The organism is Rhodococcus sp. GXMU-t2271 (assembly GCF_041414735.1).
In the GTDB taxonomy this organism is placed as follows: domain Bacteria; phylum Actinomycetota; class Actinomycetes; order Mycobacteriales; family Mycobacteriaceae; genus Rhodococcus; species Rhodococcus indonesiensis.
The window spans coordinates 14,390-40,133 of sequence record NZ_JAUIZP010000077.1 but is presented as its reverse complement, the minus strand read 5'-3'; the positions used below and the strand labels follow the sequence as shown (position 1 = coordinate 40,133).

At 72.7% G+C, this 25,744-nt stretch carries 14 protein-coding genes; 11 read left to right on the top strand and 3 right to left on the bottom strand.

All coding sequences use genetic code 11. The features are described from left to right. Nucleotides 1-289: 289 nt before the first annotated feature. Nucleotides 290-10,834 carry an SDR family NAD(P)-dependent oxidoreductase gene (locus QYS60_RS25235; protein ID WP_371384596.1) on the top strand — a complete coding sequence of 3,515 codons (10,545 nt, stop codon included), beginning with the start codon at nt 290-292 and terminating at the stop codon, nt 10,832-10,834. A 134-nt stretch (nt 10,835-10,968) separates the two neighbouring features. On the opposite strand, the gene QYS60_RS25230 is transcribed toward QYS60_RS25235, so the two are convergent. Further along, a complete protein-coding gene (locus QYS60_RS25230) occupies nt 10,969-11,658 on the bottom strand; it encodes an MBL fold metallo-hydrolase (RefSeq protein ID WP_003937956.1) in 690 nt (229 codons plus the stop codon). Between the two features lie 173 nt (nt 11,659-11,831). Between QYS60_RS25230 and uvrA the strand changes: the two genes are divergently transcribed. Both uvrA and QYS60_RS25220 read left to right on the top strand, forming a co-directional pair. Beyond that, on the top strand, nt 11,832-14,765 hold the full coding sequence (gene uvrA / locus QYS60_RS25225; protein ID WP_289381040.1) for an excinuclease ABC subunit UvrA: 2,934 nt from the start codon (nt 11,832-11,834) through the stop codon (nt 14,763-14,765). 42 nt (nt 14,766-14,807) lie between these two features. Beyond that, nucleotides 14,808-15,956 carry a lipase family protein gene (locus QYS60_RS25220; RefSeq protein ID WP_371384594.1) on the top strand — a complete coding sequence of 383 codons (1,149 nt, stop codon included), beginning with the start codon at nt 14,808-14,810 and terminating at the stop codon, nt 15,954-15,956. Between the two features lie 8 nt (nt 15,957-15,964). Here the strand turns inward: QYS60_RS25220 and QYS60_RS25215 are convergent, their stop codons facing one another. Beyond that, complete coding sequence (locus QYS60_RS25215) at nt 15,965-16,666, bottom strand: alpha/beta fold hydrolase (RefSeq protein ID WP_371384593.1); 702 nt, start codon at nt 16,664-16,666, stop codon at nt 15,965-15,967. Nucleotides 16,667-16,784: 118 nt separating this feature from the next. Between QYS60_RS25215 and QYS60_RS25210 the strand changes: the two genes are divergently transcribed. Next, on the top strand, nt 16,785-18,596 hold the full coding sequence (locus tag QYS60_RS25210) for a pyruvate kinase (protein WP_371384592.1): 1,812 nt from the start codon (nt 16,785-16,787) through the stop codon (nt 18,594-18,596). An 11-nt stretch (nt 18,597-18,607) separates the two neighbouring features. On the opposite strand, the gene QYS60_RS25205 is transcribed toward QYS60_RS25210, so the two are convergent. After that, nucleotides 18,608-18,961, bottom strand: coding sequence for a DUF1844 domain-containing protein (locus tag QYS60_RS25205; protein WP_003937961.1), 354 nt, complete (start codon nt 18,959-18,961; stop codon nt 18,608-18,610). 357 nt (nt 18,962-19,318) lie between these two features. Between QYS60_RS25205 and infC the strand changes: the two genes are divergently transcribed. From infC to QYS60_RS25170, 7 genes are all read left to right on the top strand, one after another. Continuing rightward, on the top strand, nt 19,319-19,978 hold the full coding sequence (infC, locus tag QYS60_RS25200) for a translation initiation factor IF-3 (protein WP_003937962.1): 660 nt from the start codon (nt 19,319-19,321) through the stop codon (nt 19,976-19,978). Between the two features lie 89 nt (nt 19,979-20,067). Then, entirely contained in the window at nt 20,068-20,262 is a 195-nt protein-coding gene (rpmI, locus tag QYS60_RS25195) for a 50S ribosomal protein L35 (RefSeq protein WP_003937963.1), read from the top strand. Between the two features lie 64 nt (nt 20,263-20,326). Further along, nucleotides 20,327-20,713 (top strand): 50S ribosomal protein L20, encoded by a 387-nt coding sequence (gene rplT, locus QYS60_RS25190; RefSeq protein WP_003937964.1) that lies wholly within the window; start codon nt 20,327-20,329, stop codon nt 20,711-20,713. 49 nt (nt 20,714-20,762) lie between these two features. Then, on the top strand, nt 20,763-21,575 hold the full coding sequence (locus QYS60_RS25185; protein WP_003937965.1) for an RNA methyltransferase: 813 nt from the start codon (nt 20,763-20,765) through the stop codon (nt 21,573-21,575). A 108-nt stretch (nt 21,576-21,683) separates the two neighbouring features. Beyond that, a complete protein-coding gene (pheS, locus tag QYS60_RS25180) occupies nt 21,684-22,754 on the top strand; it encodes a phenylalanine--tRNA ligase subunit alpha (protein ID WP_003937966.1) in 1,071 nt (356 codons plus the stop codon). Between the two features lie 55 nt (nt 22,755-22,809). Continuing rightward, the gene (gene pheT, locus QYS60_RS25175; RefSeq protein WP_289381030.1) at nt 22,810-25,296 is read left to right on the top strand and encodes a phenylalanine--tRNA ligase subunit beta; all 2,487 of its coding nucleotides are present in this window, start codon (nt 22,810-22,812) and stop codon (nt 25,294-25,296) included. Nucleotides 25,297-25,324: 28 nt separating this feature from the next. Continuing rightward, the gene (locus QYS60_RS25170; RefSeq protein WP_371384590.1) at nt 25,325-25,711 is read left to right on the top strand and encodes a PspA/IM30 family protein; all 387 of its coding nucleotides are present in this window, start codon (nt 25,325-25,327) and stop codon (nt 25,709-25,711) included. Nucleotides 25,712-25,744 lie beyond the last annotated feature (33 nt).

Sequence of the window (25,744 nt, the reverse complement as noted above, 5' to 3'; positions counted from 1 at the left end):
CAGGTTACGGGGGACGACGCCAGGGGGCCGGGCGCGATGCCGGGGGACGGGGCGAGGAGGTGCGCTGCGCCGGTGGTGTGCAGCGGAGCTGTCGTGGCCGCAGATCCGCCCGCAGCGTGCGGCTGCGGCGTGCCCACCGTGCCTCTCGCACAGCGAACCGCGGCCCGCCCTCGCATCCGGACGCGCAGCGGTCACGATCGCACGAGCAGATCGCTGTGTCCGGGTGGGGGCGGCGGATACCATCGAGTTCTCGGCGCCGGCACGACGGCTCTCGGATTGGAGCTCGATTATGGCCGATGATGCGAAGCTCCTCGACTATCTGAAACGGGTGACCGCAGAGCTCTATCAGGCCCGGGAGAAGCTTCGCGAGCTCGAGGGGGTGAGCCGCGAACCGATCGCCGTCGTCGGGATGGGTTGCCGGTTCCCCGGCGGTGTCCGCTCCCCACAGGATCTGTGGCACCTGGTGGAATCCGGTTCGGAGACCGTCGCCGGGTTCCCCGCGGACCGGGGTTGGGAAGCGGCGGACCTCTACGATCCGACGGGCCGGCAGGCCGGCAGGACGTACACGGTGCAAGGTAGTTTTCTCGACGACGCAGCGGGTTTCGACCCGGAGGTCTTCGGAATCTCGCCTCGCGAAGCACTGGCGATGGACCCGCAGCAGCGACTCCTGCTCGAGACGAGCTGGGAGACCTTCGAGCACGCCGGCATCGATCCGCGGTCCGTGCACGGCAGGCAGATCGGCGTCTTCACCGGCCTGTCCGGGATCGACTACTCGGCACGGGCGGGCGGCGCCCCGCCCGAGGAACTCGCGGGCTACTTCATCACCGGGACCGCGATGAGCGTCGCCTCCGGCCGTGTCGCCTACAGCTTCGGACTGAACGGACCCGCGATCACCGTCGACACGGCATGCTCGTCGTCCCTGGTGTCCGTCCACCTCGCCATGCAGGCGCTGCGCAACGGCGAGTGCGAACTCGCCCTGGCCGGCGGGGCGACCGTCATGTCGACGCCCGCCGTGTTCGTCGAGTTCAGCCGGCAGCGTGGACTGGCCCGCGACGGGCGCTGCAAGGCGTTCGCCGCCGCGGCCGACGGCACGGCGTGGGGCGAAGGCGCCGCGATCCTCGCGCTGGAACGCCTGTCCGACGCCGAGCGCAACGACCGCCGGATCCTCGCCGTCGTCCGCGGCAGCGCGGTGAACCAGGACGGCGCCAGCAACGGCCTCACCGCCCCCAACAAGCAGGCCCAGGAACGGGTGATCCGGCAGGCCCTGACCGACGCCGGACTCGGCCCGGCCGACGTCGACGCGGTCGAAGCGCACGGCACCGGCACCACGCTGGGCGATCCCATCGAGGCGTCCGCCCTGCTGGCCGGCTACGGCCGCGATCGGCCCCCCGACCGGCCGTTGTGGCTCGGCTCGGTGAAATCGAACCTCGGGCACACCCAGGCCGCCGCCGGAGTGGCCGGCGTGATCAAGATGATCATGGCGATGCGCCACGGTGTGCTGCCGGAGACCCTGCACGTCGACCGTCCCACCCCCCACGTCGACTGGTCCGCCGGATCGGTGTCCCTGCTCACCGAGAACCGGGAATGGCCGGCGGCCGACCGGCCCCGCCGGGCGGCGGTCTCCTCGTTCGGCATCAGCGGCACGAACGCCCACGTCGTGCTGGAGCAGCCGACCCCGTCCCCGGACGCTGCGCCCACCGAGGGGGTCGACGCGTCGGACGACGTCGTGGCCTGGTTCGTGTCGGGCCACACCGAACCGGCACTGCGCGCGCAGGCCCACAGGCTGCGCGACTACGTCGCCGACCACCCCGAGCTGACACCCGCCCAGGTAGCCGGCCCGCTGCTGACGTCGCGCGCGACCTTCGACCACCGCGCCGCCGTGCTCGGCGCCGATCCGGCGGCCCTGCTGTCCGGTCTCGACGCGCTCGGCCGAGGCGCCCCCGACCCGGGTGTGATCACCGGCGTGGCCGTCGAGGCCGGCGACCGGCCGGTCTTCGTCTTTCCCGGGCAGGGTGCGCAGTGGGTGGGCATGGCCACCGAACTGCTGGAGTCCTCCCCGGTTTTCGCCGACAGCCTGCGCGAGTGCGCCGACGCCCTCGCCCCGCACACCGAGTTCGCGCTGCTCGACGTGCTCCGCGACCGCGATCCGGCGGCCCTGGACCGAGCCGACGTCGTGCAACCGGCGCTGTTCGCGGTGATGGTCGGTCTGGCGCGGCTGTGGCAGGCACACGGCGTCGAACCGGCGGCCGTGGTCGGACACTCTCAGGGCGAGATCGCCGCCGCCCACATCGCCGGCGCGCTGACCCTGCCCGACGCGGCGCTCGTCGTCGCGGCCCGCAGCCGGGTGATCACGGAATCGGCCCGGCGCGGCGGTGGCATGGTGTCGGTGGGTCTGCCGGCGGACGCCGTGCGGCAGCAGATCGAACCCTGGGCCGGGACCGTCGAGGTGGCGGCGATCAACGGTCCGGCCGCGACGGTCGTGTCCGGCCCAAGCGACGCCCTCGAGATGCTGGTCGCGCAGTGGCAGGCCGACGGTGTCCAGGCCCGGCGCATCACGGTGGACTACGCCTCCCACTGCGCGGACGTCTCGGTGCTGCGCAGGCCCGTTCTCGACGCTCTTGTCCCGATCACCCCGCAGCGTTCGCGGATCCCGTTCTACTCGACGGTGAGCGGGGACGTGATGGACGGCACCGCACTCGACGCCGACTACTGGTACCGGAACCTGCGCCGACCGGTGCGCTTCGAAGACGCGACGAGGTCCCTGGTCCGCGACGGGTACCGGCTGTTCGTCGAGTCGGGCAGCCATCCGGTCCTGACCGTGCCGCTGCAGGAGACCCTGGACGCGGCCGGCGTCGCGGGTCGCGCCCTCGGCACCCTCCGCCGCGACCGGGCAGGCCTGCGTCAGTTCACCACCGCCCTCGCCGAGGCACACGTGTCCGGGGCGCACATCGCGTGGGACCGGATCGGGTGGGCGCGCCGCACCGGTCACCGGCCGTGGGTGGACCTGCCCACGTATGCCTTCCAGCACCGCCGCTACTGGCTGGACGGGGGCGCGCCGCAACGTGATGCCGCCGCAGCCGGCATGGATGCCGGGGACCACCCGATGCTCGCCGCCTCGGTCGAACTCGGCGACGGCCGCGGCGCGGTGTTCACGGGCGTGCTGTCGCCGCACCGCCTGCCGTGGCTGAACGAGCACGCCGTGGACGGCACCGTGGTGCTGCCCGGCACGGCGTTCGCCGAACTCGCCCTGCACGCCGGGCACCGCGCCGGCTGCAGCCGTCTCGCGGAACTCACCCTCGAGACGCCCGCGACGATTCCCGCCGGTGGGGAACTCGCGGTGCAGGTCGCCGTCCTCACCGCCGACGACGCCGGGCACCGCACGGTGTCGGTGCACTCCCGCCCGGCGGACGCCCCGGCGCAGACACCGTGGACCCGGCACGCCGTCGGCACCCTCACGGGCGCGGCGCACACCGCGCCGGTTCCGATCCGGCAGTGGCCCCCGGCCGATGCGACGGCGATCGACGTGAGCGGTCTGTACGACGCGCTCGACGAGACCGGATACGGGTACGGGACGGTCTTCCGGGGCCTGCGCGCGGCGTGGCGCCACGGTGACGACCTGTACGGAGAGGTGCGCCTGGGGGGAGAGGACCCCGCCGCGGCGGTCGCCGGGTACGGGATCCATCCGGCGGTGTTCGACGCGGCGCTGCACCTGATCGCGTTCGCCGCCGCGGCCGGCGCCCGCGACCTGCGGCTGCCGTTCGCTTGGGACGACGTGCAGCTGCATGCCGTCGGTGCCACCGCCCTGCGCGTGCACATCGCCCCCGCCGGACCCGAACGGTACCGGGTGGCCGCGTACGACACCGCCGGCAATCCCGTGCTGACCGCCCGGTCGCTGGCGCTGCGGCCGTTCACAGGTCCGCGGGCGCCGGCCGCCGCGACCGGCACCGGCCTCTACCGCGTGGAATGGATCCCGGTCGAGGCCGGCGCCGCCCCGACGGCAGACCTCGCCCCGCTCGGGGAGGCACTCACCGGCGGCGATCCCGCCGGCCGCACCCTGCTGCTGGCCGGGACCCCGGACGACGACTCCGACGTGCCGACGCGCGCCCACGCCGCCGCGGAGGCGGCGTTGCTGGCGGTACAGGCCTGGCTCGCCGACGACCGCCTCGCCGAGACCCGACTGCTGGTGACGACAAGGCGCGCCGTGGCGATCGCCGACGACGAACCGATCGACGTCTGCGCCGCGCCCGTCTGGGGGCTGATAGGTGCGGTGCAGAACGAGCACCCGGACCGGATCACCCTGCTGGACCTGGACGGGCCGCCCGGTGGCCATCCCGATCCCACCGTGCTGTCCGCGGCCCTGGCCTGCGACGAACCACAACTGGCGGTCCGCGCCGGGACCCTCCTCGCGCCCATGCTCGCAGCGGCGGCGCCCCCCACCGACGCACCGCCCGCGGATCCGGTGCCGTTCGGCCCCGAGGGCACCGTCGTCGTCACCGGCGGCACCGGAACCATCGGCCGGCTCGTCGCCCGGCACCTCGTGCGGCGCTACGGGGTGCGCCGGCTCGTGCTGACCGGCCGACACGCGGTCCGCGCCGAGCGGGCGGCGGACCTGCGCGCCGAGTTCGCCGACGCGGGCGCCGAGATCCGCGCCGTGACCTGCGACGTCGCCGATCGGGCCGCGGTGGCCGCCCTGCTCGACACCGTCCCCGACCTGTCGGGTGTCGTCCACGCCGCCGGAGTGCTCGACGACGCCACCGCCGCCACCTTGGCTCCGGACCAGTTGCACGCCGTCCTGCGCCCCAAGGTGGACGGTGCCTGGCATCTGCACGAACTCACCCGCGATCGCGGTCTCGCGGCGTTCGTGCTGTTCTCCTCCGCGGCCGGTGTGCTCGGCGGCGCCGGCCAGGCGAACTACGCCGCGGCCAACGTCTTCCTCGACGCGCTCGCGCAGCACCGCCGCGCCGAGGGACTGCCGGGACTGTCCCTGGCCTGGGGACTGTGGGACCGTCCCAGCGGGATGACCTCCCATCTGAGTGCGGCCGATCTGGATCGGCTCCAGCGCACCGGCATCGACACCCTCACCCCGGAAGCGGGGCTGGCCCTGTTCGATGCGGCACTCGCCGCGAACCGTCCGTTGACGGTGCCGATACGGCTCGCGGCGCCCTCCCGCCGATCCGACGGTGACGCCCTCCCGCCGATCCTGCGCCGAGTGCTCGGCACGTCCCGTCGGCGCGCCGCGGCCGCCCCGTCGGCCCCCGGCCTCGCCGACGAACTGCGCGCGCTCGACCCCGCCGGGCGGCACGCCCGGGTCCTCGAGATCGTCACCACGCACGTCGCGGCGGTACTCGGCCACGACGGGAAGGAAGCCATCGATCCGGAGCGTGCCTTCAAGCAACTCGGCTTCGACTCGCTCACCGCGGTGCAGCTACGCAACCAGCTGACGACGGCCACCGGGGTACGGCTGGCCGCGACGGTGGTGTTCGACCACCCCACCGCGGACGCGCTCGCCCGCGAGATCGCGGCCCGGCTGCTCGGCCCCGAGGACGCCCCGCAACCGACCCGTCCGGCGCGCCGGCGCCACGACGACGACCCGATCGCGATCGTCGGAATGGCCTGCCGATACCCCGGGCAGGTCTCCTGCCCGGACGAGCTGTGGCGCCTCGTCCGCGACGGCCGCGACGCGGTGGGCGCGTACCCCGACAACCGCGGCTGGAACCTCGACGAGGTGTACCACCCGGATCCCGAGCGCAGCGGCACGACCTACATGCGGTACGGCGGCTTCCTCTACGACGCCGACCGGTTCGACGCCGCGTTCTTCGGGATCAGCCCCCGCGAGGCCGTCGCGATGGACCCGCAGCACCGACTGCTGCTCGAAAGCGCCTGGGAGGCACTGGAACACGCGGGAATCCCGCCGAACTCGCCCGGGCTCACCGACACCGGCGTGTACGTCGGAATGATGGGCGGCGACTACGGATTCCACCTCATGACCCGGCGGAGCACCGACGCCGAGGGCTACCTCATGACGGGCACCAGCAACAGCGTGGCCTCCGGCCGGATCGCCTACACGCTCGGCTTCACCGGCCCCGCGGTCACCGTCGACACGGCGTGTTCGTCGTCGTTGGTGGCGCTGCACCTGGCGGCGCGGGCACTGCGCGACGGCGAATGTACCCTCGCGCTGGCCGGCGGGGCGACGGTGATGGCGACCCCCGGCGTGCTGATCGAATTCAGCCGCCAGCGCGGACTCGCCCCGGACGGGCGGTGCAAACCGTTCTCCGATCGAGCGGACGGCACCGGACTCAGCGAGGGCGCGGGCATGGTCGTGCTCGAGCGGCTGAGCGACGCACAGCGCCACGGCCACCGGGTGCTCGCACTGATCCGCGGCTCCGCGGTCAACCAGGACGGCGCCTCCAACGGCCTGACCGCCCCGAACGGTCCGTCGCAGGAACGGGTGATCCGGCAGGCGCTGGCCGACGCCGCCCTCGACCCCGCCGACATCGACGCGGTGGAGGCCCACGGCACCGGCACGACACTCGGCGACCCGATCGAAGCCCAGGCCTTGCTCGCCACCTACGGGCAGCAACGCGACGGCCGGCCGCTGTGGCTGGGGTCGGTCAAATCGAACATCGGCCACTCCCAGGCGGCGGCCGGGGTGGCCGGCGTGATCAAGACGGTGATGGCGATGCGCCACGGTGTGCTGCCGCCGAGCCTGCACAGCGACGCCCCGACCCGGCACGTCGACTGGACCGCCGGCGAGGTCGCGCTGCTCGCCGACGCGGTGGCGTGGCCGCAGACCGGGCGCCCCCGCCGCGCCGGTGTCTCCTCGTTCGGCATCAGCGGCACCAACGCCCACATGATCCTCGAGCAACCCCCCGACATCGCCGCCCCACCGGCCCCGCCACGGCCGACGTCACCCCTGGTGTGGGTGCTCTCCGCCAAGACCGACGAGGCGCTGCGCGCGCAGGCCGCTCGGCTGACGGACGTCCTCGACACCGAGTCCCCACCGGATCCGGCCGATCTCGCCTACTCGCTGGCCACCACTCGGTCCGGCTTCACGCACCGCGCCGCCGTGACCGGCGAGACGCTCGCCGACCTGCGCGACGGCCTGGCCCGGCTCGTCGAGGGACGCGCCGGCGGCAACGTCGTCGCCGGCACGAGCACCCGCGGCAGGACGGCCTTCATGTTCACCGGCCAGGGCGCGCAGCGGATCGGAATGGGCCGCGGCCTCTACGACACCTACCCGGTCTTCGCCCGGGCCCTCGACGAGACCTGCGCCGCACTCGACGAGCACGTCGACACCCCGATACGGCAGGTGATCTGGGGCGACGCGGACGACGCCGCCGCGAGACTCGACCGCACCGAGTACACCCAGCCGGCCCTGTTCGCCGTCGAGGTCGCCCTCTACCGATTACTGCGGGAGTGGGGCCTCACACCCGACTACCTGATCGGGCATTCGATCGGAGAACTCACCGCGGCCCACGTCGCGGGCGTGTTCAGCCTGCCCGACGCCGCCGCCCTGGTGGCCGCGCGCGGCCGGCTGATGCAGGCCACCGCCCCCGGAGCGATGATCGCCGTCCGGGCCCGCCCGGAGGACATCCGCTCGCGGATCGACGGCCGAGTCGACCTCGCCGCGGTCAACGGCGCCGAATCCGTGGTGCTCGCGGGCGCCGCAGCCGACGTGCACGCCGTCGCCGCCGAACTGTCCACCACGGGAACCCCGGTCACCACGCTGCAGGTCGAACGCGCCTTCCACTCGGCGCTGATGGACCCCGTCCTCGACGAGTTCACCGCCCTCGTGTCGCGGCCGGCGGCGCAGCCGCCGACGATCCCCGTCGTCTCCACTCTCACCGGTCGCGTCGCCACGGCCGAGGAACTGACGTCGCCGCAGTACTGGCGCCGGCACCTGCGCCGAGCTGTGCGCTTCCACGACGGCATGCGCACCCTCGCCGAACTCGGAGTCACCCGCTGCGTCGAGATCGGACCCGGCGCGGCCCTGGCCGCCCACGCCGCCGAGATCGTCCCGCACCCGATCGCCGCGCTGCCCGGCCGCGGGGACGACGCCCGGGGGTTCGTCGAGGCGGTCGCCGCCGCGTCCGTGCAGGGCCTGACGATCGACTGGGATCGGGTGCTGTCCGGCCGCCGCCGGGTGGACCTGCCCACGTACGCCTTCCGGCGGCGCTCCTTCTGGCCGTCGGCGCCCGCGCGCCCCAGCGGCGATCCGACGGAGCTGGGGCTCAGCCCGGCGGACCATCCGCTGCTCGGCGCGGCCGTGACCCTCGACGACGACACCACCGTGTTCACCGGAGCGCTGTCGCGGCACCGGGATTCGTCGCTCGCGGCGCCGCAGCCCGGCGATCCGCCGACCGACGCTCCGCAGACACTCGTACCGGCCGTCCTGGTCGAACTGACCCTGCACGCCGCCCACCACGTCGGGTGCGACCGCATCGCCGCTCTCACCCTGCACCACCCCCTGGTCCTGCCGGCCGCGGGACCGCTGCCGATCCGGGTATTCGTGTCACCGGCCGGTGACGACGGCGCGCGCACCGTCACCATCTCGTCGAACACCGGACCGGCCGACGGCCCCTGGGTGCGGAACGCGTCGGCGACCGTCGACGACGTACCCGCCGCGCAACCGGGCCGGCTCCCAGGCGACACCGCGACCGAGGTGCGCCTCGACGACGGCCTCGACCCGGGCGGCTTCGGCATCCATCCGCACCTGCTGCAGGCGGCGCTCGACCCTGTCCTCGGCCCGGACGACTGGCCGCTGACCTGGTCGGGAACCCGGCTGCACCGCACCGGTGCGCAGGCGGTGTCGGTGCGGTGCGCGACCGGCGAGGACGGGCAGTACCGTGTCGACGCCACCGATGCCGACGGCGCACCCGTGCTGACCGTCGAGGCGCTGCACGTGGTGCCCCGGACGGGAGACGGGGACGGCGCGGGCCCGTCCGGCGCACGGCGACTGCACCGCCTGGCCTGGACCCGGATCGACGACGTCCCGTCCGGGCCGCCGGCCGGCCCGACGGTCGTACTCGGCGACGCGGATCCGGGATCGAGCCTGCCGCGCTGTCCCGACGCGGCGGCGCTGCGCACCGCGAGGGCGGCCACGCCCGACAACGCGCACCCCTGGACGGTGCTGGTGGGGTGCGGCACCGACGGCGACCCGGGCCCGGAGGCGACCCACCACCTGTGCGCCCGAACGCTGCGACTGCTGCAGGACTGGCTCGACGATGCCGAGTTCGCCGACAGTGTGCTGGTGGTCGTCACCCGCAACGCGACGGCCACCGGCGAGGAGGGCGAAGGACACGAAATCGACCTCGCGGCCGCGGCCGTGTGGGGTCTGGTGGGCTCCGCGCAGAACGAGCACCCCGGGCGGATCGTGCTACTCGACCTCGACCGGGAGACGGACGTCGACATGGCGATCACGCCGGCCCTGGCCAGCGGGGAACCGCAGGTCGCGGTCCGGGGCCGGGCGGTGCTCGTGCCCCGACTGCGACGCCTACCGGCCGTGCAGCGGTCCGCTCCGCTGTTCGATCCTCGCGGCACCGTGCTCGTCACCGGCGGCACCGGCACCGTGGGAACGTCGGTGGCGCGTCACCTCGTCAGCGCCCACGGGGCGCGGCATCTGGTATTGACCAGCCGACGCGGACCCGACGCCGACGGCAGCGACCGGCTGCGCCGCGAACTGCGCGATGCGGGCGCCCAGGTGAGCATCGTCGCCTGTGACACCGCCGACGAGGCGGCCCTGGCCGGGCTGCTGTCCCGGATCCCCGCCGAGCACCCCCTGACCGCAGTGATCCACGCGGCCGGAGTCCTCGACGACGCCACCCTCACCTCGCTCACCCCCGAGCGGCTCGACGCGGTGCTGCGGCCGAAAGTCGATGCGGCCTGGCACCTGCACCGGCTGACCGGCGGGGTGCACGCCTTCGTGCTGTTCTCGTCGCTCGCCGGTGTCCTCGGCGCGCCCGGACAGGCCAACTACGCGGCGGCGAACCGGTTCCTCGACGCCCTCGCCGAGCATCGGCGAGCCCACGGCCGGCCCGCGGTGTCGATCGCGTGGGGAATGTGGGCACCGCCGAGCGCCATGACCGGCAGGCTCGGCGCGGTGGATCTCGCCCGGGCCCGCCGCAGCGGCCTGGTGCCGATGAGCGAAGCCGACGGCCTGGACCTATTCGACAGCGCCGTGGCGTCCGACCTCCCCGCCGTGGTGGGGGCCCGGTTCGAACACTCCGGTGCGGCCGCGACGTCCGTTCCTGCTCCGCTGCGGGGACTGGTGCGGCAGTCGCGGCCGCGCGCGGCCGGATCGGAGTCCGCCGTGTCCGGACGGAACGGATCAGGACCGTCCGAGTGGGCGCAGCGGCTCACCGACCGGTCGGTGCCCGAACAGCGACACCTCGTGCTGGAGCTGGTCCGAGCCGGAGCTGCCGCAGTCCTCGGCCACGACGCGTCGGACTCGGTCGATCCCGACCAAGCGTTCAAGGAACTCGGCTTCGACTCGCTCGCCGCGGTGGCCCTGCGCAACCATCTCGGTGCCGCGACCGGTCTGCGGTTACCGCCGACGGTGGTGTTCGATCACCCCAGTCCCCGGGCCGTCGCCGAGTTCCTGCGCGCGGAGCTGGTACCGGACCCGGTGTCGGTGGCCGTCGCCGGGGTCGACCGCCTGCGGGCGGCCGTCGCCGACCTCGGCGCCGACGACGAGGCACGCGCGGCGGTCGCGCAGCGGCTCGAAGCCCTGCTCGCCGAGCTCGAGGGAGCCGACCGGGGCCGCGCCGACACGGTGGACAGAATTCACGCCGCGACCGGTGACGAGATCCTCGACCTCATCGACCGGGGTCTGTGAGCCGGCGAACAGCCTCCGCGTGACCGCCGAGGAACCGGTCTGCGCAGTGGACACCGGCCCCGCCCACGGAGCTGCCAGCGTCGCAGCTGCGCGAACGGACTGCGGGGGACGGCGGCCTCCCGCAGCCCACCCGGTCACCAGCCGCGCTCGCGCCACTCGGCGAGGTGCGGGCGCTCGGCGCCGAGGGTGGTGTCCTTGCCGTGCCCGGGGTAGATCACCGTGTCGTCACCGAAGCGGCCGAAGAGTTTGGTGTCGACGTCGTCGTACAAGGAGGCGAACTTCTCGGCGTCCGCGGTCTTGCCCAGGCCGCCGGGGAAGAGGGAGTCCCCGGTGAAGATGTGGTGCCGTCCGGTGCCGGCCTCGGTGAGGACCAGCGCGATCGAGCCCGGGGTGTGCCCGGACAGGTGGATCACCTCGAGACCGAGCTCGCCGACGGCGACGGTGTCGCCTTCCATGAGCAACCGATCGGGCGTGACCGGGAGCGGCTCGGCGTCGAGCGGGTGCGCGGCTGTAGGAACCCCGGTCGAGGCCGCGACCGCCTCGAGGCCCTGCCAGTGATCCCAGTGCTGGTGGGTCGTGATGATCAGCTCGAGTTTCGGGGCGTGCTCGGCGAGGAACCGGGTGAGCAACTCCGGCTCGTTCGCTGCGTCGAGGAACACAGATCTGCCGGTGGCGGAATCCGTGACCAGGTACGTGTTGTTGTCCATGGGTCCGACGGACAGCTTGACGATGGTCGCGCCGGGCACGGTGCGGCGCTGCGCGGGACCACCGGGGGTGACCTCGCCGGTGTAGTCGTCGTCGATGACCAAGGGCTGCTGCGACATGTGAGGCACGTTACCGCCGAGGTCCGTCGCCCGCGTGCGCGGCGGCCGGAAACCGGAACGTGTCGGTGGGCGCGCCTACCATGGTCCAGGGCCGAGTTGCGCGACGTGACGTCGGTGAATCGAGATGCGACCGGATCCGCCCGTCCAGGGGATCCGACGAGGAGGGACGTGGCGTGGCGGATCGCCTGATCGTGCGTGGCGCGCGGGAGCACAACCTGCGGGGGATCGACCTGGACCTGCCGCGTGACAGCCTGATCGTCTTCACCGGCCTGTCCGGGTCGGGCAAGTCGAGCCTGGCGTTCGACACGATCTTCGCCGAGGGGCAGCGCCGCTACGTCGAGTCGCTGTCCGCCTACGCGCGCCAGTTCCTCGGCCAGATGGACAAACCCGATGTCGACTTCATCGAGGGCCTGTCACCGGCGGTGTCCATCGACCAGAAGTCCACCAACCGGAACCCGCGCTCGACCGTGGGCACCATCACCGAGGTCTACGACTACCTGCGCCTGCTGTACGCCCGCGCCGGCACGGCGCACTGTCCGCAGTGCGGGGAGCGCATCGCCCGGCAGACGCCGCAGCAGATCGTCGACCAGGTCCTCGACATGGAGCAGGGCACGCGGTTCCAGGTGCTCGCACCGGTCGTGCGCACCCGCAAGGGCGAGTTCGTCGACCTGTTCGAACAGCTGACTGTGCAGGGCTACGCCCGCGTGCGGGTCGACGGGGTGGTCCATCCGCTCACCGATCCGCCGAAGCTCAAGAAGCAGGAGAAGCACGACATCGAGGTGGTCGTCGACCGGCTCGCGGTCAAGGCCGGTGCCAAGCAGCGGCTCACCGATTCGATCGAGACCGCGCTGCGCCTGGCGGAAGGCATCGTCGTCCTCGACTTCGTCGACCGGGACGAGAACGCGCCCGACCGCGAGCGCCGCTTCTCCGAGAAGCTCGCCTGCCCGAACGGGCACCCGCTGTCCATCGACGAACTCGAACCCCGCTCGTTCTCGTTCAACTCCCCGTACGGTGCCTGCCCCGAGTGCACCGGCCTCGGCATCCGCAAGGAGGTCGACCCGGAACTCGTCGTGCCGGACCCGGAACTCAGCCTCGAGGACGGCGCGATCGCGCCGTGGTCGATGGGGCAGACCTCCGAGTACTTCACCCGACTGCTGTCCGGGCTGGCCGACATCATGGGCTTCGAGATGTCCACCCCGTGGAACAAGCTGCCCGCCAAGGCCCGCAAGGCCATCCTCGAGGGCAGCCCGGAACAGGTGCACGTCCGCTACAAGAACCGCTACGGCCGGACCCGGTCGTACTACGCCGAGTTCGAGGGCGTGATGCCGTTCCTGCACCGCCGGCTCGAACAGACCGAATCCGAGCAGATGAAGGAACGGTACGACGGGTACATGCGGGAGATCCCGTGCCCGACGTGCGAGGGGGCGCGGCTGCGTCCCGAAATCCTGGCGGTGACGGTCGCCGCGGGCGAACACGGGCACAAGTCCATCGCCGAGGTCTCCGACCTGTCCATCGCCGAATGTGCCGAGTTCCTCGACGCGCTGACCCTCGGGGCGCGGGAGGAGGCCATCGCCGGGCAGGTGCTCAAGGAGATCCAGGCACGTCTCGGGTTCCTGCTCGATGTGGGACTCGAGTACCTCACTCTCTCCCGCGCGGCCGGCACCCTGTCCGGCGGGGAAGCGCAACGTATCCGGCTCGCCACCCAGATCGGCTCGGGCCTGGTCGGTGTCCTGTACGTCCTGGACGAGCCGTCCATCGGCCTGCACCAGCGCGACAACCGCCGCCTCATCGAAACCCTCACGCGGCTGCGTGATCTCGGCAACACCCTGATCGTCGTCGAGCACGACGAGGACACCATCCGGGCCTCGGACTGGGTCGTCGACATCGGACCGTACGCCGGCGAACACGGCGGTCGAGTGGTGCACACCGGCCCGTACAAGGAACTGCTCGACTGCACCGACTCGCTCACCGGCGCGTACCTGTCCGGACGACAGCGGATCGAGGTGCCGCAGCAGCGCCGGCCGGTCGACCGCAAACGTCAGGTCACCGTCGTCGGCGCGCGGGAGAACAACCTGCGCGGCATCGACGTGGCCTTCCCGCTCGGCGTGCTCACCGCGATCACGGGCGTCTCCGGCTCCGGCAAGTCGACCCTGGTCAACGACATCCTCGCGACGGTCATGGCCAACAAGCTCAACGGCGCGCGGCAGGTGCCCGGCCGGCACACCCGCGTCAACGGCCTCGACCAGCTCGACAAGCTCGTCCAGGTCGACCAGTCGCCGATCGGGCGTACGCCGCGGTCGAATCCGGCCACCTACACCGGTGTGTTCGACAAGATCCGCACCCTGTTCGCCGCGACCACCGAGGCCAAGGTGCGCGGCTACCAGCCGGGCCGGTTCTCGTTCAACGTCAAGGGCGGCCGGTGCGAGGCGTGCTCGGGCGACGGCACGCTCAAGATCGAGATGAACTTCCTGCCCGACGTGTACGTGCCGTGCGAGGTGTGCCACGGGGCCCGTTACAACCGCGAGACCCTCGAGGTGCACTACAAGGGCAAGACCATCTCCGAGGTGCTGGACATGCCGATCGAGGAGGCCGCCGAGTTCTTCGAGCCGGTCACCTCGATCCACCGCTACCTGCGCACCCTCGTCGACGTCGGCCTCGGATACGTGCGCCTGGGGCAGCCCGCCCCGACGCTGTCCGGCGGCGAAGCCCAGCGCGTCAAGCTCGCCGCGGAACTGCAGAAGCGGTCGACGGGCCGCACCGTGTACGTGCTCGACGAGCCGACCACCGGACTGCACTTCGAAGACATCCGCAAGCTGCTCGGCGTGATCAACGGGCTCGTCGACAAGGGCAACACCGTGATCGTGATCGAGCACAACCTCGACGTGATCAAGACCGCGGACTGGATCATCGACATGGGCCCCGAGGGCGGCTCGGGCGGCGGCACCGTCGTCGCGCAGGGCACACCCGAGGACGTCGCGGCGGTCGAGGGCAGCTACACCGGCAGATTCCTGAGCGAGGCGCTCGCCGAGTCCGTCGCGCCGGAGCCGGCGCCCGCCCGCAAGCCGGCGCGCAAGCGCGCACCACGGAAGGTGGCAGCCGCGAGCTGACCCTGACGGCGCCGACGCGCCGTGGACCGCAAGGGGGGACCGATGGCCCGGACATTCGCCCAGGCCCGTGTCCGCGGGATCGTCGCCGTCCTCGTGGCGAGCATGCTGGTCACGGCCGGGGTCGCGGCGGCACAGCCCCCGAGCCGTGAGACCGGCCCACCGGGCAGCGCCGTCCGCGTCGAGGCCCTGCCGCGGCAGTGGTGGCTGCCGGGCGCGGCCGCCGGCTCGGTGATCACCTACCGCACCACCGGTCCGCGCGGGGTGCCGGCCCTGAGCACCGGCGCGGTGTTCGTGCCGCCGGGTGCCGCGCCCGCCGGTGGCTGGCCGGTGCTCTCGTGGGGGCACGGCGCCGTCGGGATCGCGGACCGGTGCGCCCCCACCGTCGACGGCCGCATCGACAACGGATACCTGGCGCACTGGCTCTCCCAGGGATACGCGATCGTCGCCACCGACTACGTCGGCCTCGGCACCCCCGGCGTGCACGCCTACCTCGACGGGCCGTCGGAGGCGCACGCCCTGATCGACATGGTGCGCGCCGCCCGGACGGTGGAACCGTCCCTCGGGCCGCGTTGGGCCGCACTCGGCCAGTCGCAGGGCGGCCAGGCCGTCATGGTCGCGGCCTCCCTCGCGACCCGGTACGCACCCGAACTCGACTACCGCGGCGCCGTCGCCCTGGGCGTGCCGTCCAACATCGAGCACCTCGTGCCGTTCGGCGACCCCGCCTTTCCGCCACTGCCGCTCACCGGCACCGCCGTCTTCATCGCCTACCTGCTGGCCGGGATGCGCGCCACCTATCCCGAGGTCGAGGTCGACCGTTTCCTCAGCCCGCAGGGCCGCGACGTTCTCGCCCGGCTCGAGAACCTGTGCTACCGGGAAGCAGCGGCCGAGTTCCCGGATCTGTCGATCGGCGAGCTGTTGGCGCGGCGCACCGACGACCCGGCTCTGGTCGGCGCTGCCCGCGACATGCTCGAGATCCCCACCCGCGGCTACGACCGGCCGCTGTTCCTCGGCCAGGGCCTGACGGACACCGTCACCCCGGCGCCGTTCACCGTCAAGCTCGTCGCCGACCTGACCGCGGCCGGTACGCGGTTCGTGTTCCGCCCCTACCCGGCCGGTCACCTCGAGACGATGCGGGCCTCGCTGTCCGACGCGACGGCGTTCGTCCGGGAACTGTTCGCCTCGGGTGGGTGACACCACCCTCAACGGCGCGCTGCCGCGTCGAGCACCTCCGCGAGTTCGGCGGGACGCGACCACATCGGCCAGTGCCCGGTCGGCAGATCCACGTACTGCACGTCGGTGAGCCGACCGAGCTCACTGGCCACTGGATGCCCCACCCGCGCCATCTGCCGGATCGCACCGGACGGGAAGCTGGTGCACACGACGGTCGTCGGGACCGCCAGACGCGCGTCGGTGCGCAGGGCCAGGGGGGTCCGTGCCGGACCGGCCGGATGCGGCACAGCCCGCTCCCGGAACCGGTGCAGCGCGCCGTCGTCGAGTCCGTGCAGGCTGTTGCCGGCCGCCTCGAGTTCCGCCCACGGCGGCAGCGGGATCTCCGTCACGGCGGTATCGAGATCCGGCCGCAGCGCAGCGGCATCCGGCAACGGTCCGGTGTCGACGTACACCAGCCGGGCCACATCCGCCGGGACCCGGTCCGACGCCGCGTACGCGACCGGGCCGGCCCCGCTGTGCGCGACGAGGACCGCACCGCCCGCCACCGCATCCACGACGGCACCGACATGGTCGTCGAGCGTGATGCCGGAGCGGTCGGTCCGGACGGACTCGAGACCGGGCAGTGTCAGGGCGTCGACCCGGTGCCCCCGCGCCCGCAGTTCCTCGGCGACGGCCTCCCACGCCCACGCACCGAGCCAGAAGCCGGGAACGAGGACCAGGTGTGTGCCCATGACGGCCATCCTCGGTCATCCCGGCGACGGTGCGGGCCAACGACACGGTCGCCCACAGGAACGACACTGTTCAACCGGGCGCAAACCCCGCGCAACGCCGTGCCCCTACGGTGGGCGCATGACCGGTGCGCACGGCGACCTCGCGGCCCTCGCCGCCGCGCTCGACGAGCTGCGGGACGGCCTCGTCACCGCGGCCGGCGCCGACGAACGCTGGGCGCAGGCACACCCCGCTCACCGGGCCGGCGCGGAGAACCTGGCGCACTACGTCGCTCTGCGGCGCCGCGACATCCGCGAGCTGCAATCCGACCTCGCCGCCTGGGGATTGTCGTCCCTGGGACGCGCCGAAGCCCACGTCCTGGCCTCCGTCGACGCGGTGCGCCGAGCCGTGGCCGGCCTCGCGGACCTGCCCGAGGCCGACACCCGGCCCGGCCCGGTGGACTTCGTCACCGGCGAACGCCTGCTCGAACGCAACGCCGCCGCCCTGCTCGGTCCCGTCCGCGGTGGCCGCCGGACCCGCATCATGGTGACGCTGCCGAGCGAGGCAGCCACCGACGCCGACCTCGTCGACCGGGTCGTCGGGGCCGGCGCCGAACTCGTCCGGATCAACTGCGCTCACGACGAACCCGACGCGTGGGCCGCCATGATCGAGCACGTGCGCCGCGCCGAACGCGCCCACGGCCGGCACGTCACCGTCACCATGGACCTCGCCGGGCCGAAGCTGCGCACGGGCCCCGTCGCCCCCGGTCCCGCGGTAGTACACGCCAAACCCGAACGCGACGCGCTCGGCCGTACCGTCGCGCCCGTCCAGGTGCGGCTCACCCGCCGCGGCTCCGCGGCCGCCCCGGGCGAGGTGGTCGTTCCCGTCGCCGACGAGCTGTGGCTGGCCCGACGCCGACCCGGCGACCGCATCACCTTCCGCGACACCCGCGGTTCCAGACGCACGCTGGTCGTCACCGGCACCGACGCCGGGGACATCCGCACCGAACTGACCGACACCGCCTACCTCGTACCCGGCACCCGGCTGACCGCGCGCGGCGACGCCACCGCCGTCGCGGCCCTCTCCCCGCGCGAACGCAGACTCACCCTGCACGTCGGCGACGAGCTGATCCTGGACCCGGACCTCACCCCGGCCGATCCCGACGCCCGTCCGCCCCGGATCGGCTGCACCCTGCCCCAGGTGTTCGACGACACCCGGATCGGGCACCGGATCTTCTTCGACGACGGCCGGATCGGGGGGATCGTCGAGGAGGCCGGCCCGGAACGGCTGCGCATCCGCATCACCGACGCGGATCTGCGCGGCTCCCGGCTCGGCACGGCCAAGGGCATCAACCTGCCCGACACCGAGTTGCGGCTGCCGGCGCTCACCGACGAGGACCTGGACCGGTTGCCGTTCGTGGTCACGCACGCGGACGCCGTCAGCCTGTCCTTCGTCCGCAGCGCCGCCGACGTCGCGCGCCTGCAGGACCGGCTCGCCGAGCTCGGCGGCACCCGGCTCGGGGTGATCCTCAAGGTGGAGACGGTGGCGGGCTTCGAGAACCTGCCGGCCATCCTGTTCGCGGCCCTGCACTCACCCCGGGTGGGGGTGATGATTGCGCGCGGCGACCTCGCCGTCGAAGCCGGTTACGGCCGGCTGGCCGAGGTACAGGAGGAAATCCTGTGGGTGTGCGAGGCGGCGCACGTCCCGGTGATCTGGGCGACGCAGGTTCTCGACACCCTCGCGCGCACCGGCCGTCCCTCGCGTGCGGAGATCACCGACGCCGCAGCGTCGGGCCGCGCCGAATGCGTGATGCTCAACAAGGGCCCGTACGTCGACCACGCGGTGCGGTTCCTCGACGACGTGCTGTGCCGGATGGCCGACCATCAGCGCAAGAAGGACTCACTGCTGCGGCGCCTGCGGGCCTGGGAGGAGCCCGGCGTGCCGCTGCACTGAGACCGACCCGGTCAGAAGACCGGGCCGGTGTACTTCTCGCCCGGACCCTTGCCCGGCTCGTCCGGGTAGGCCGACGCCTCCCGGAAGGCCCGCTGCAGCGCCTGCAGTCCCTCGCGCAGCGGCCCGGCGTGCGGGCCCAGGTACTCCACCGACGCGGTGACCAGCCCGGCGAGGGCGGTGATCACGCGGCGCGCCTCGTCCAGGTCGCGGTGGGTGCCGGCCTCGGGATCCTCGTCGGCCAGGCCGAGCTTCTCGGCGGCGGAACTCATGAGCATCACGGCGGCGCGGCTGATCACCTCGACGGCCGGGATCTCGCCCAGGTGCCGGACGTCGTCGGCCACGGTCGGATCGGGGGTGTCGGTCATGACTTCACGATCCCACCCGCCGCACGCTGCCGCGAGAGCGGGTCGGGCCGCAACCGGCGATTCGATCGCGGGCTCGAAGTTTGCTAGGATTTGGAACACGACCGTCCGCGTGCCCTGCGCGCGGGCAGCAAAGTGGAGTCCGACTCCCACCTCTGCGCGGCCCATGACCTGGTCATGATCTTCGCTCAGTGGTCCGGTCCGCCGCTCTCCGGGATGTTCGGGGAGTGTGCACCCCGAGTGATCGGGGGACGAGAACGCACGACCGTCGTGTCGTGCGTTTCGTCGGGCCGGTCGGTATTCGGACCCCGCCCGGTGCGCGAGCGCCGTCGGCGGGGTTTTTCGTCGGAAGTCGGCCCCATGTGCTGCGGCGCGGTCACCCGGACCGCACCGCTCTACCTAGGAGGCCCCATCAGCGCTGAGACCCGCATCAACGAACGCATCCGAGTTCCCGAGGTCCGGCTCGTCGGACCCGGCGGGGAACAGGTCGGAATCGTGCGTGTTGAAGATGCACTCCGCCTGGCATACGAAGCCGATCTCGATCTGGTCGAGGTGGCCCCTGACGCCCGTCCGCCGGTCTGCAAGATCATGGACTACGGCAAGTTCAAGTACGAGGCTGCCCAGAAGGCGCGCGAGTCGCGCAAGAACCAGCAGCTGACCGTCATCAAGGAGCAGAAGCTCCGACCGAAGATCGACGACCACGACTACGAGACCAAGAAGCGCAACGTGGTGCGGTTCCTCGAGGCCGGGTCGAAGGTCAAGGTGACGATCATGTTCCGTGGCCGCGAGCAGTCCCGTCCCGAACTCGGGTTCCGGCTGCTGCAGCGCCTCGGTGCCGACGTCGCCGATCTCGGCTTCATCGAGACCGCCCCCAAGCAGGACGGTCGCAACATGACCATGGTCCTGGCCCCGCACAAGGGCGCCAAGACCCGCGCCAAGGCGCAGGAGACCGCTCAGGCCTCCGCCGCCCGGCCGGCTCCTGCCGCGGACAAGCCCGCAGCAGGCGACGGCACCGCGTAGCTCCGCCGGTCGACCGGGCCCACCGCCCGGCCGGCCGCTGCGCGCGTGCCGGACGAACACGAGTAAATCCCCGACGAACTGAGGACTCCATGCCCAAGTCGAAGACCCACAGCGGCACCGCGAAGCGATTCAAGGTGTCCGGCAGCGGAAAGATCCTGCGCCAGAAGGCCGGCCGCCGCCACCTGCTCGAGCACAAGTCCTCCCGGGTGACGCGTCGCCTCGACGGCAAGGCCGCCGTCGCCGACGTCGACGTCCCGCGCGTCAAGCGCATGCTCGGCATCTGAGCTTCTTTCCCCGACCGACCCCCGGGGGCGATCTACTGCCCCCCGAGATTGACAGGACATATCAGTGGCACGCGTGAAGAGGGCCGTCAACGCCCAGAAGAAGCGCCGTTCGATCCTCGAGGCTTCCAAGGGCTACCGCGGGCAGCGCTCGCGTCTGTACCGCAAGGCCAAGGAGCAGCAGCTCCACTCGCTGACCTACGCCTACCGCGACCGTCGCGCGCGCAAGGGTGACTTCCGCAAGCTGTGGATCAGCCGTATCAACGCCGCTGCTCGCGCCAACGACATCACCTACAACCGCTTCATCCAGGGCCTGAAGGCCGCGGGTGTCGAGGTGGACCGCAAGATCCTCGCCGAGCTCGCCGTCTCCGACGCCGAGGCGTTCGCCGGCCTGGTCGCCGTGGCCAAGGCCGCGCTGCCCGCCGACGTCAACGCGCCGGCCGACGCCGCCTGAGCGCAGCGCCGAGACGACGCTGAACGCCACACCGGCACAGGAACGACCCGTGGACCCGCTCACCGAGCGCACCCCACGGGTCGTTTCTGCTGTCAAACTGCTGCGCACCGCCGACCGCCGCAAGGCCGGCCGCTTCCTCGCCGAGGGCGAGAACTCCGTCGGCGAGGCTCTCGCCACGGCCGTCGTGTACGAGGTGTTCGTCACCGAAGCCGCCGCCGCCCGTTACCCCGACCTGCTCGACGCCGCCCACCGCCGGGGCGTGCGGGTCTCCACCGTCACCGAGCGTGCCGCCGCCCGGCTCTCGGACACCGTCACCCCGCCGGGCCTCGTCGCCGTGTGTGATCTGCTCGACGTGCCCCTCGCGCGGGCCCTGACACCGCCGCCCCGGCTGCTCGCCGTGCCCGTCGGGATCGCCGAGCCCGGCAACGCCGGCACCGTCATCCGCGTGGCCGACGCGGTCGGCGCCGACGCCGTGGTCCTGGCCGGCGACAGCGTCGACCCCCACAACGGCAAATGCGTCCGAGCCTCCGCGGGCAGTGTGTTCCACCTCCCGCTCGCCCGGGAACGCGACACCGGCACGGTCCTCGACGCGCTCGCCGCCGCCGGACTGCAGGTGCTCGCCACCGCTGCCGACGGCGAGGTCGACCTCGACGACGCCGACGAGCTGCTCGCCGCCCCCACCGCCTGGCTGTTCGGCAACGAGGCGCACGGCCTCGACCCGGCGGTCGCGGCACGGGCGGACCATCGGGTGCGCATTCCCATCCGTGGCCGCGCCGAATCGTTGAACCTCGCCACCGCCGCCTCGATCTGCCTGTACGCGAGCGCACGCGTGCAGCATCGCGCCGACAGGGCCGTGCCCTAGCGGGACCCGGCCATCACCTAGGATTCGGGTGCTGCGCTGGCGCGATCCGCTCGACGCCGAACGTGGCACCACACCCATTGTTCGCCCGAAGAAGGAGATGCACCGGTCGTGGCCAAGAACGAGGGCGGCACCCCGCCGGCAGTCGATCCGAGCGCCCTGAGCGAGGAGTCGCTCGCCGCGTCCACCCAGGCCGCACTGAAGGCGTTCGCCGCCGCCACCGACCTCGACGCGCTCGCCCAGGCCAAGATCGACCACCTCGGCGACAAGGCGCCCGTCTCCCTCGCCAAACGCGCCCTGGGCAGCCTGCCCGGCAACCAGCGCGCCGACGCCGGCAAGCGGGTCAATGCCGCCCGTGGTGCTGTCACCGCGGCGTACGACGAGCGCCGCGCCGTGCTCCTCGCCGAACGCGACGCCGCGGTCCTCGTCGCCGAGGCCATCGACGTCACCCTGCCCGCCGGCCGACGCCCCGCCGGCGCACGGCATCCCATCACGATCATCTCCGACCAGATCGCCGACGTGTTCGTCGGCATGGGCTGGGAGATCGCCGAGGGTCCCGAGGTCGAAACCGAACACTTCAACTTCGACGCGCTGAACTTCCTGCCCGACCATCCCGCCCGCACGATGCAGGACACCTTCCACATCGCGCCGGAGGGCTCACGGCAGGTGCTGCGCACCCACACCTCGCCGGTGCAGGTGCGCACCATGCTGCACCGGGACATCCCCATCTACGTGGTGTGCCCCGGCCGCACCTTCCGCACCGACGAGCTCGACGCCACGCACACCCCGGTGTTCTCCCAGATCGAAGGCCTCGCCGTGGACAAGGGCCTGACCATGGCCCACCTGCGCGGCACCCTGGACGCATTCGCCCGAGCCCTGTTCGGGCCCGAGACCCGCACCCGGATGCGCCCGAACTACTTCCCGTTCACCGAGCCGTCCGCCGAGGTGGACGTGTGGTTCCCCAAGAAGAAGGGCGGCGCCGGCTGGGTCGAGTGGGGCGGCTGCGGCATGGTCAACCCCAACGTGCTGCGCGCGAGCGGCATCGACCCGGACGAGTACACCGGTTTCGCGTTCGGCATGGGCCTCGAGCGCACCCTGCAGTTCCGCAACGGCATCTCCGACATGCGCGACATCGTCGAGGGCGACATCCGCTTCACCCTCCCCTTCGGGGTGCAGGGCTGACACCTCCCAAACCCGAGATCCGACAACCGAACCGACCGAAAGAGCTGAGCGAAAAGTGCGAGTAGCGCAGTCCTGGCTGACCGAGATCCTGCAGCGCGCCACCCCCGAGTGGAACGTCACTGCCGAGGAACTCGACGCGGGATTCGTCCGGGTCGGACTCGAGGTGGAGGAAGTCGACACCCTCGCACGCATCGACGGCCCCCTCGTCGTCGGCCGCGTCCTCGAGATCACCGAGCTCACCGAATTCAAGAAGCCCATCCGCTTCTGCCAGGTCGACGTGGGGGAGGACGCCCCGCGCGGCATCGTGTGCGGCGCCCGCAACTTCACCGAGGGCGACCTGGTGGTCGTCGCACTGCCCGGCGCGGTGCTCCCCGGCGGCTTCGCCATCGCCTCCCGCAAGACCTACGGCCGGGTCTCCGACGGGATGATCTGCTCGGTCGCCGAGCTCGGTGTCGGCAAGGACCACTCGGGCATCCTCGTGCTCGAGGAAGGCACCGCCGAGCCGGGCACCGACGCCAACGACCTGCTCGGCCTCGGCGACACCGTCATCGAGCTGAACATCACTCCCGACCGCGGCTACTGCTTCTCGTTGCGCGGACTGACCCGCGAACTCGCGTGCGGCTTCGACCTCGAGTTCGCCGACCCCGCGCACGTCGCACCCCACCCCGCCGAAGGCCCGGCCTACCCGATCCGGCTCGAACGCGAGACCGGAGCCACCCGCTTCGCCGCCCGCAAGGTCACCGGCATCGACCCCGGCGCCGTGTCGCCGTGGTGGCTGCAGCGGCGGCTGCTGCTGTCCGGCATCCGCCCGATCTCCCCGGCCGTCGACGTGACCAACTACGTGCTCCTCGAACTCGGGCAGCCGCTGCACGCCTTCGACGCCGCCACCCTCCGCGGTGAGCTCGTCGTCCGGCGTGCGCAGGCGGGGGAGAAGCTGACCACCCTCGACGGGATCGAACGCACCCTCGACCCCGAGGACGTCGTCATCACCGACGACTCCGGGGTGGTCTCCCTCGCCGGGATCATGGGTGGCGCCGCGACCGAGGTGAGCGGCACCACCACCGAGGTCCTGCTCGAGGCTGCCACCTGGGACCCGCTGGCCGTGTTCCGCAGCGCCCGGCGCCACAAACTGGTGAGCGAGGCGGGCAAGCGTTTCGAACGCAACGTCGACCCCGAGGTGGCGCTGCCGGCCCTGGACCGCGCCGCGGCGCTGCTCGTGGAGATCGCCGGTGGCCGCGTCGAGCCGGTCCTGACCGACCTGTCCGTGCCCGTCGAGCCGGTCTCGATCCGCATGGACATCGATCTGCCCGACCGCATCGCCGGGGTCGCCTACCCGACCGGCACCGCCGCGCGCCGGCTCACCCAGATCGGATGCGGCGTCGAGGTCGGTGTCGGCCCGGACGGACACGGCCAGCTCGTGGTGACACCGCCGACCTGGCGCCCCGACCTGCGTCAGCCCGCCGACCTGGTGGAGGAGGTGTTGCGGCTCGAGGGGCTGGAGCAGATCCCGTCCGTGCTCCCGGCCGCCCCGGCGGGCCGCGGACTGACCCCGAGTCAGAAACGACGCCGCGCCGTGGGCCGCGCCCTGGCCGCCGACGGTCACGTCGAGGTGCTCGCCCCGGTCTTCCTGCCGGCTCACGTGTTCGACACGTGGGGTCTCGACGCCGACGACCCCCGCCGCACCACCACGACGGTCCTCAACCCACTCGAGGCCGATCGTCCGGAGCTGGCGACGACGCTGCTGCCCGGCCTGCTCGAGGTGCTCGCCCGCAACGTCTCCCGAGGTCAGCGCGACCTGGCGCTCTATGCGATCGCGCAGGTCGTCCTGCCCGGCCCCGGCACCCGGCCGGTGCCGCCCCTGCCGGTGGACCGGCGCCCCACGGACGAGGAGATCGCGCTGCTCGAGGGTTCGCTGCCTGCGCAGCCCGTCCACGTCGGGGCCGTGCTGTGCGGCCTGCGGGAACCCGCCGGGCCGTGGGGACCGGGCCGGCCCGCGGACGCGACCGACGCGTTCGCCGCGGCAGAGACCGTCGCGGCCGCCGCCGGCGTCCGGCTGCAGCGCCGCGCCGCACAGTACCTGCCGTGGCATCCGGGCCGCTGCGCCGAACTGCTGGTCGACGGTGTCGTCGTCGGTCACGCCGGTGAGCTGCATCCCGCAGTGCTCGAGCGCGCCGGGCTGCCCGCCCGCACGTGCGCCTTCGAGCTCGACCTCGACGCGCTGCCGATCGTGGAGTCGTTGCCGGCGCCGAAGATCTCCCCGTTCCCGGCCGTCCTGCAGGACGTCGCAGTCGTCGTGGCCGAGGAGATCCCGGCCGCCGACGTCGAGGAGGCGCTGCGCGCGGGTGGCGGCGAACTGCTCGAGGACATCCGCCTGTTCGACGTGTTCGAGGGCGCACAGGTGGGGGAGGGGCGTAAGTCGCTCGCCTTCGCGTTGCGCTTCCGCGCGCTGGACCGCACCCTCACGGAGGACGAGGCCAGCGCGGCCCGGGACTCCGCTGTCGCCGCGGCCGGCGCGGCGGTCGGCGCCGAACTGCGGCACTGAGCCACCGCGGCGGACGTAGCCTGGGAGCATGACTACCGATCCGTCCGCACCCGATCCCGACGCCCCGGCCGCGCCCGTGCCGGACGTGACCCCGGCGGAACCCGGTTCGCCGTCGGTGCCGGACGTGACCCCGGCGGAACCCGGTTCCCCGTCGGTGCCGGACGTTCCCGCGTCCCCGGTCGGGCCGGACGTGACACCCGCAGAGAGGGAGGACTCCGGCTACACCCCGGCCGGAGTGCCCACGTTCGACTCGGTGCGGGAGAAGATCGAGCGACGCGCGGGCACCGCAATCGGTGCGGAGGAACTCGCCCGCGAGAGTGTGGCGGGGCGCACGCTCGAGGAGCAGTTCGACGAGCGCCGACAGGCCGCCGCCGACAGACTGCGCGAGATCCGCCGCTCGCTGGCTCAGGAGTGAACGGGTGCGCCCGCACCCGCCCGTGTGAATGAA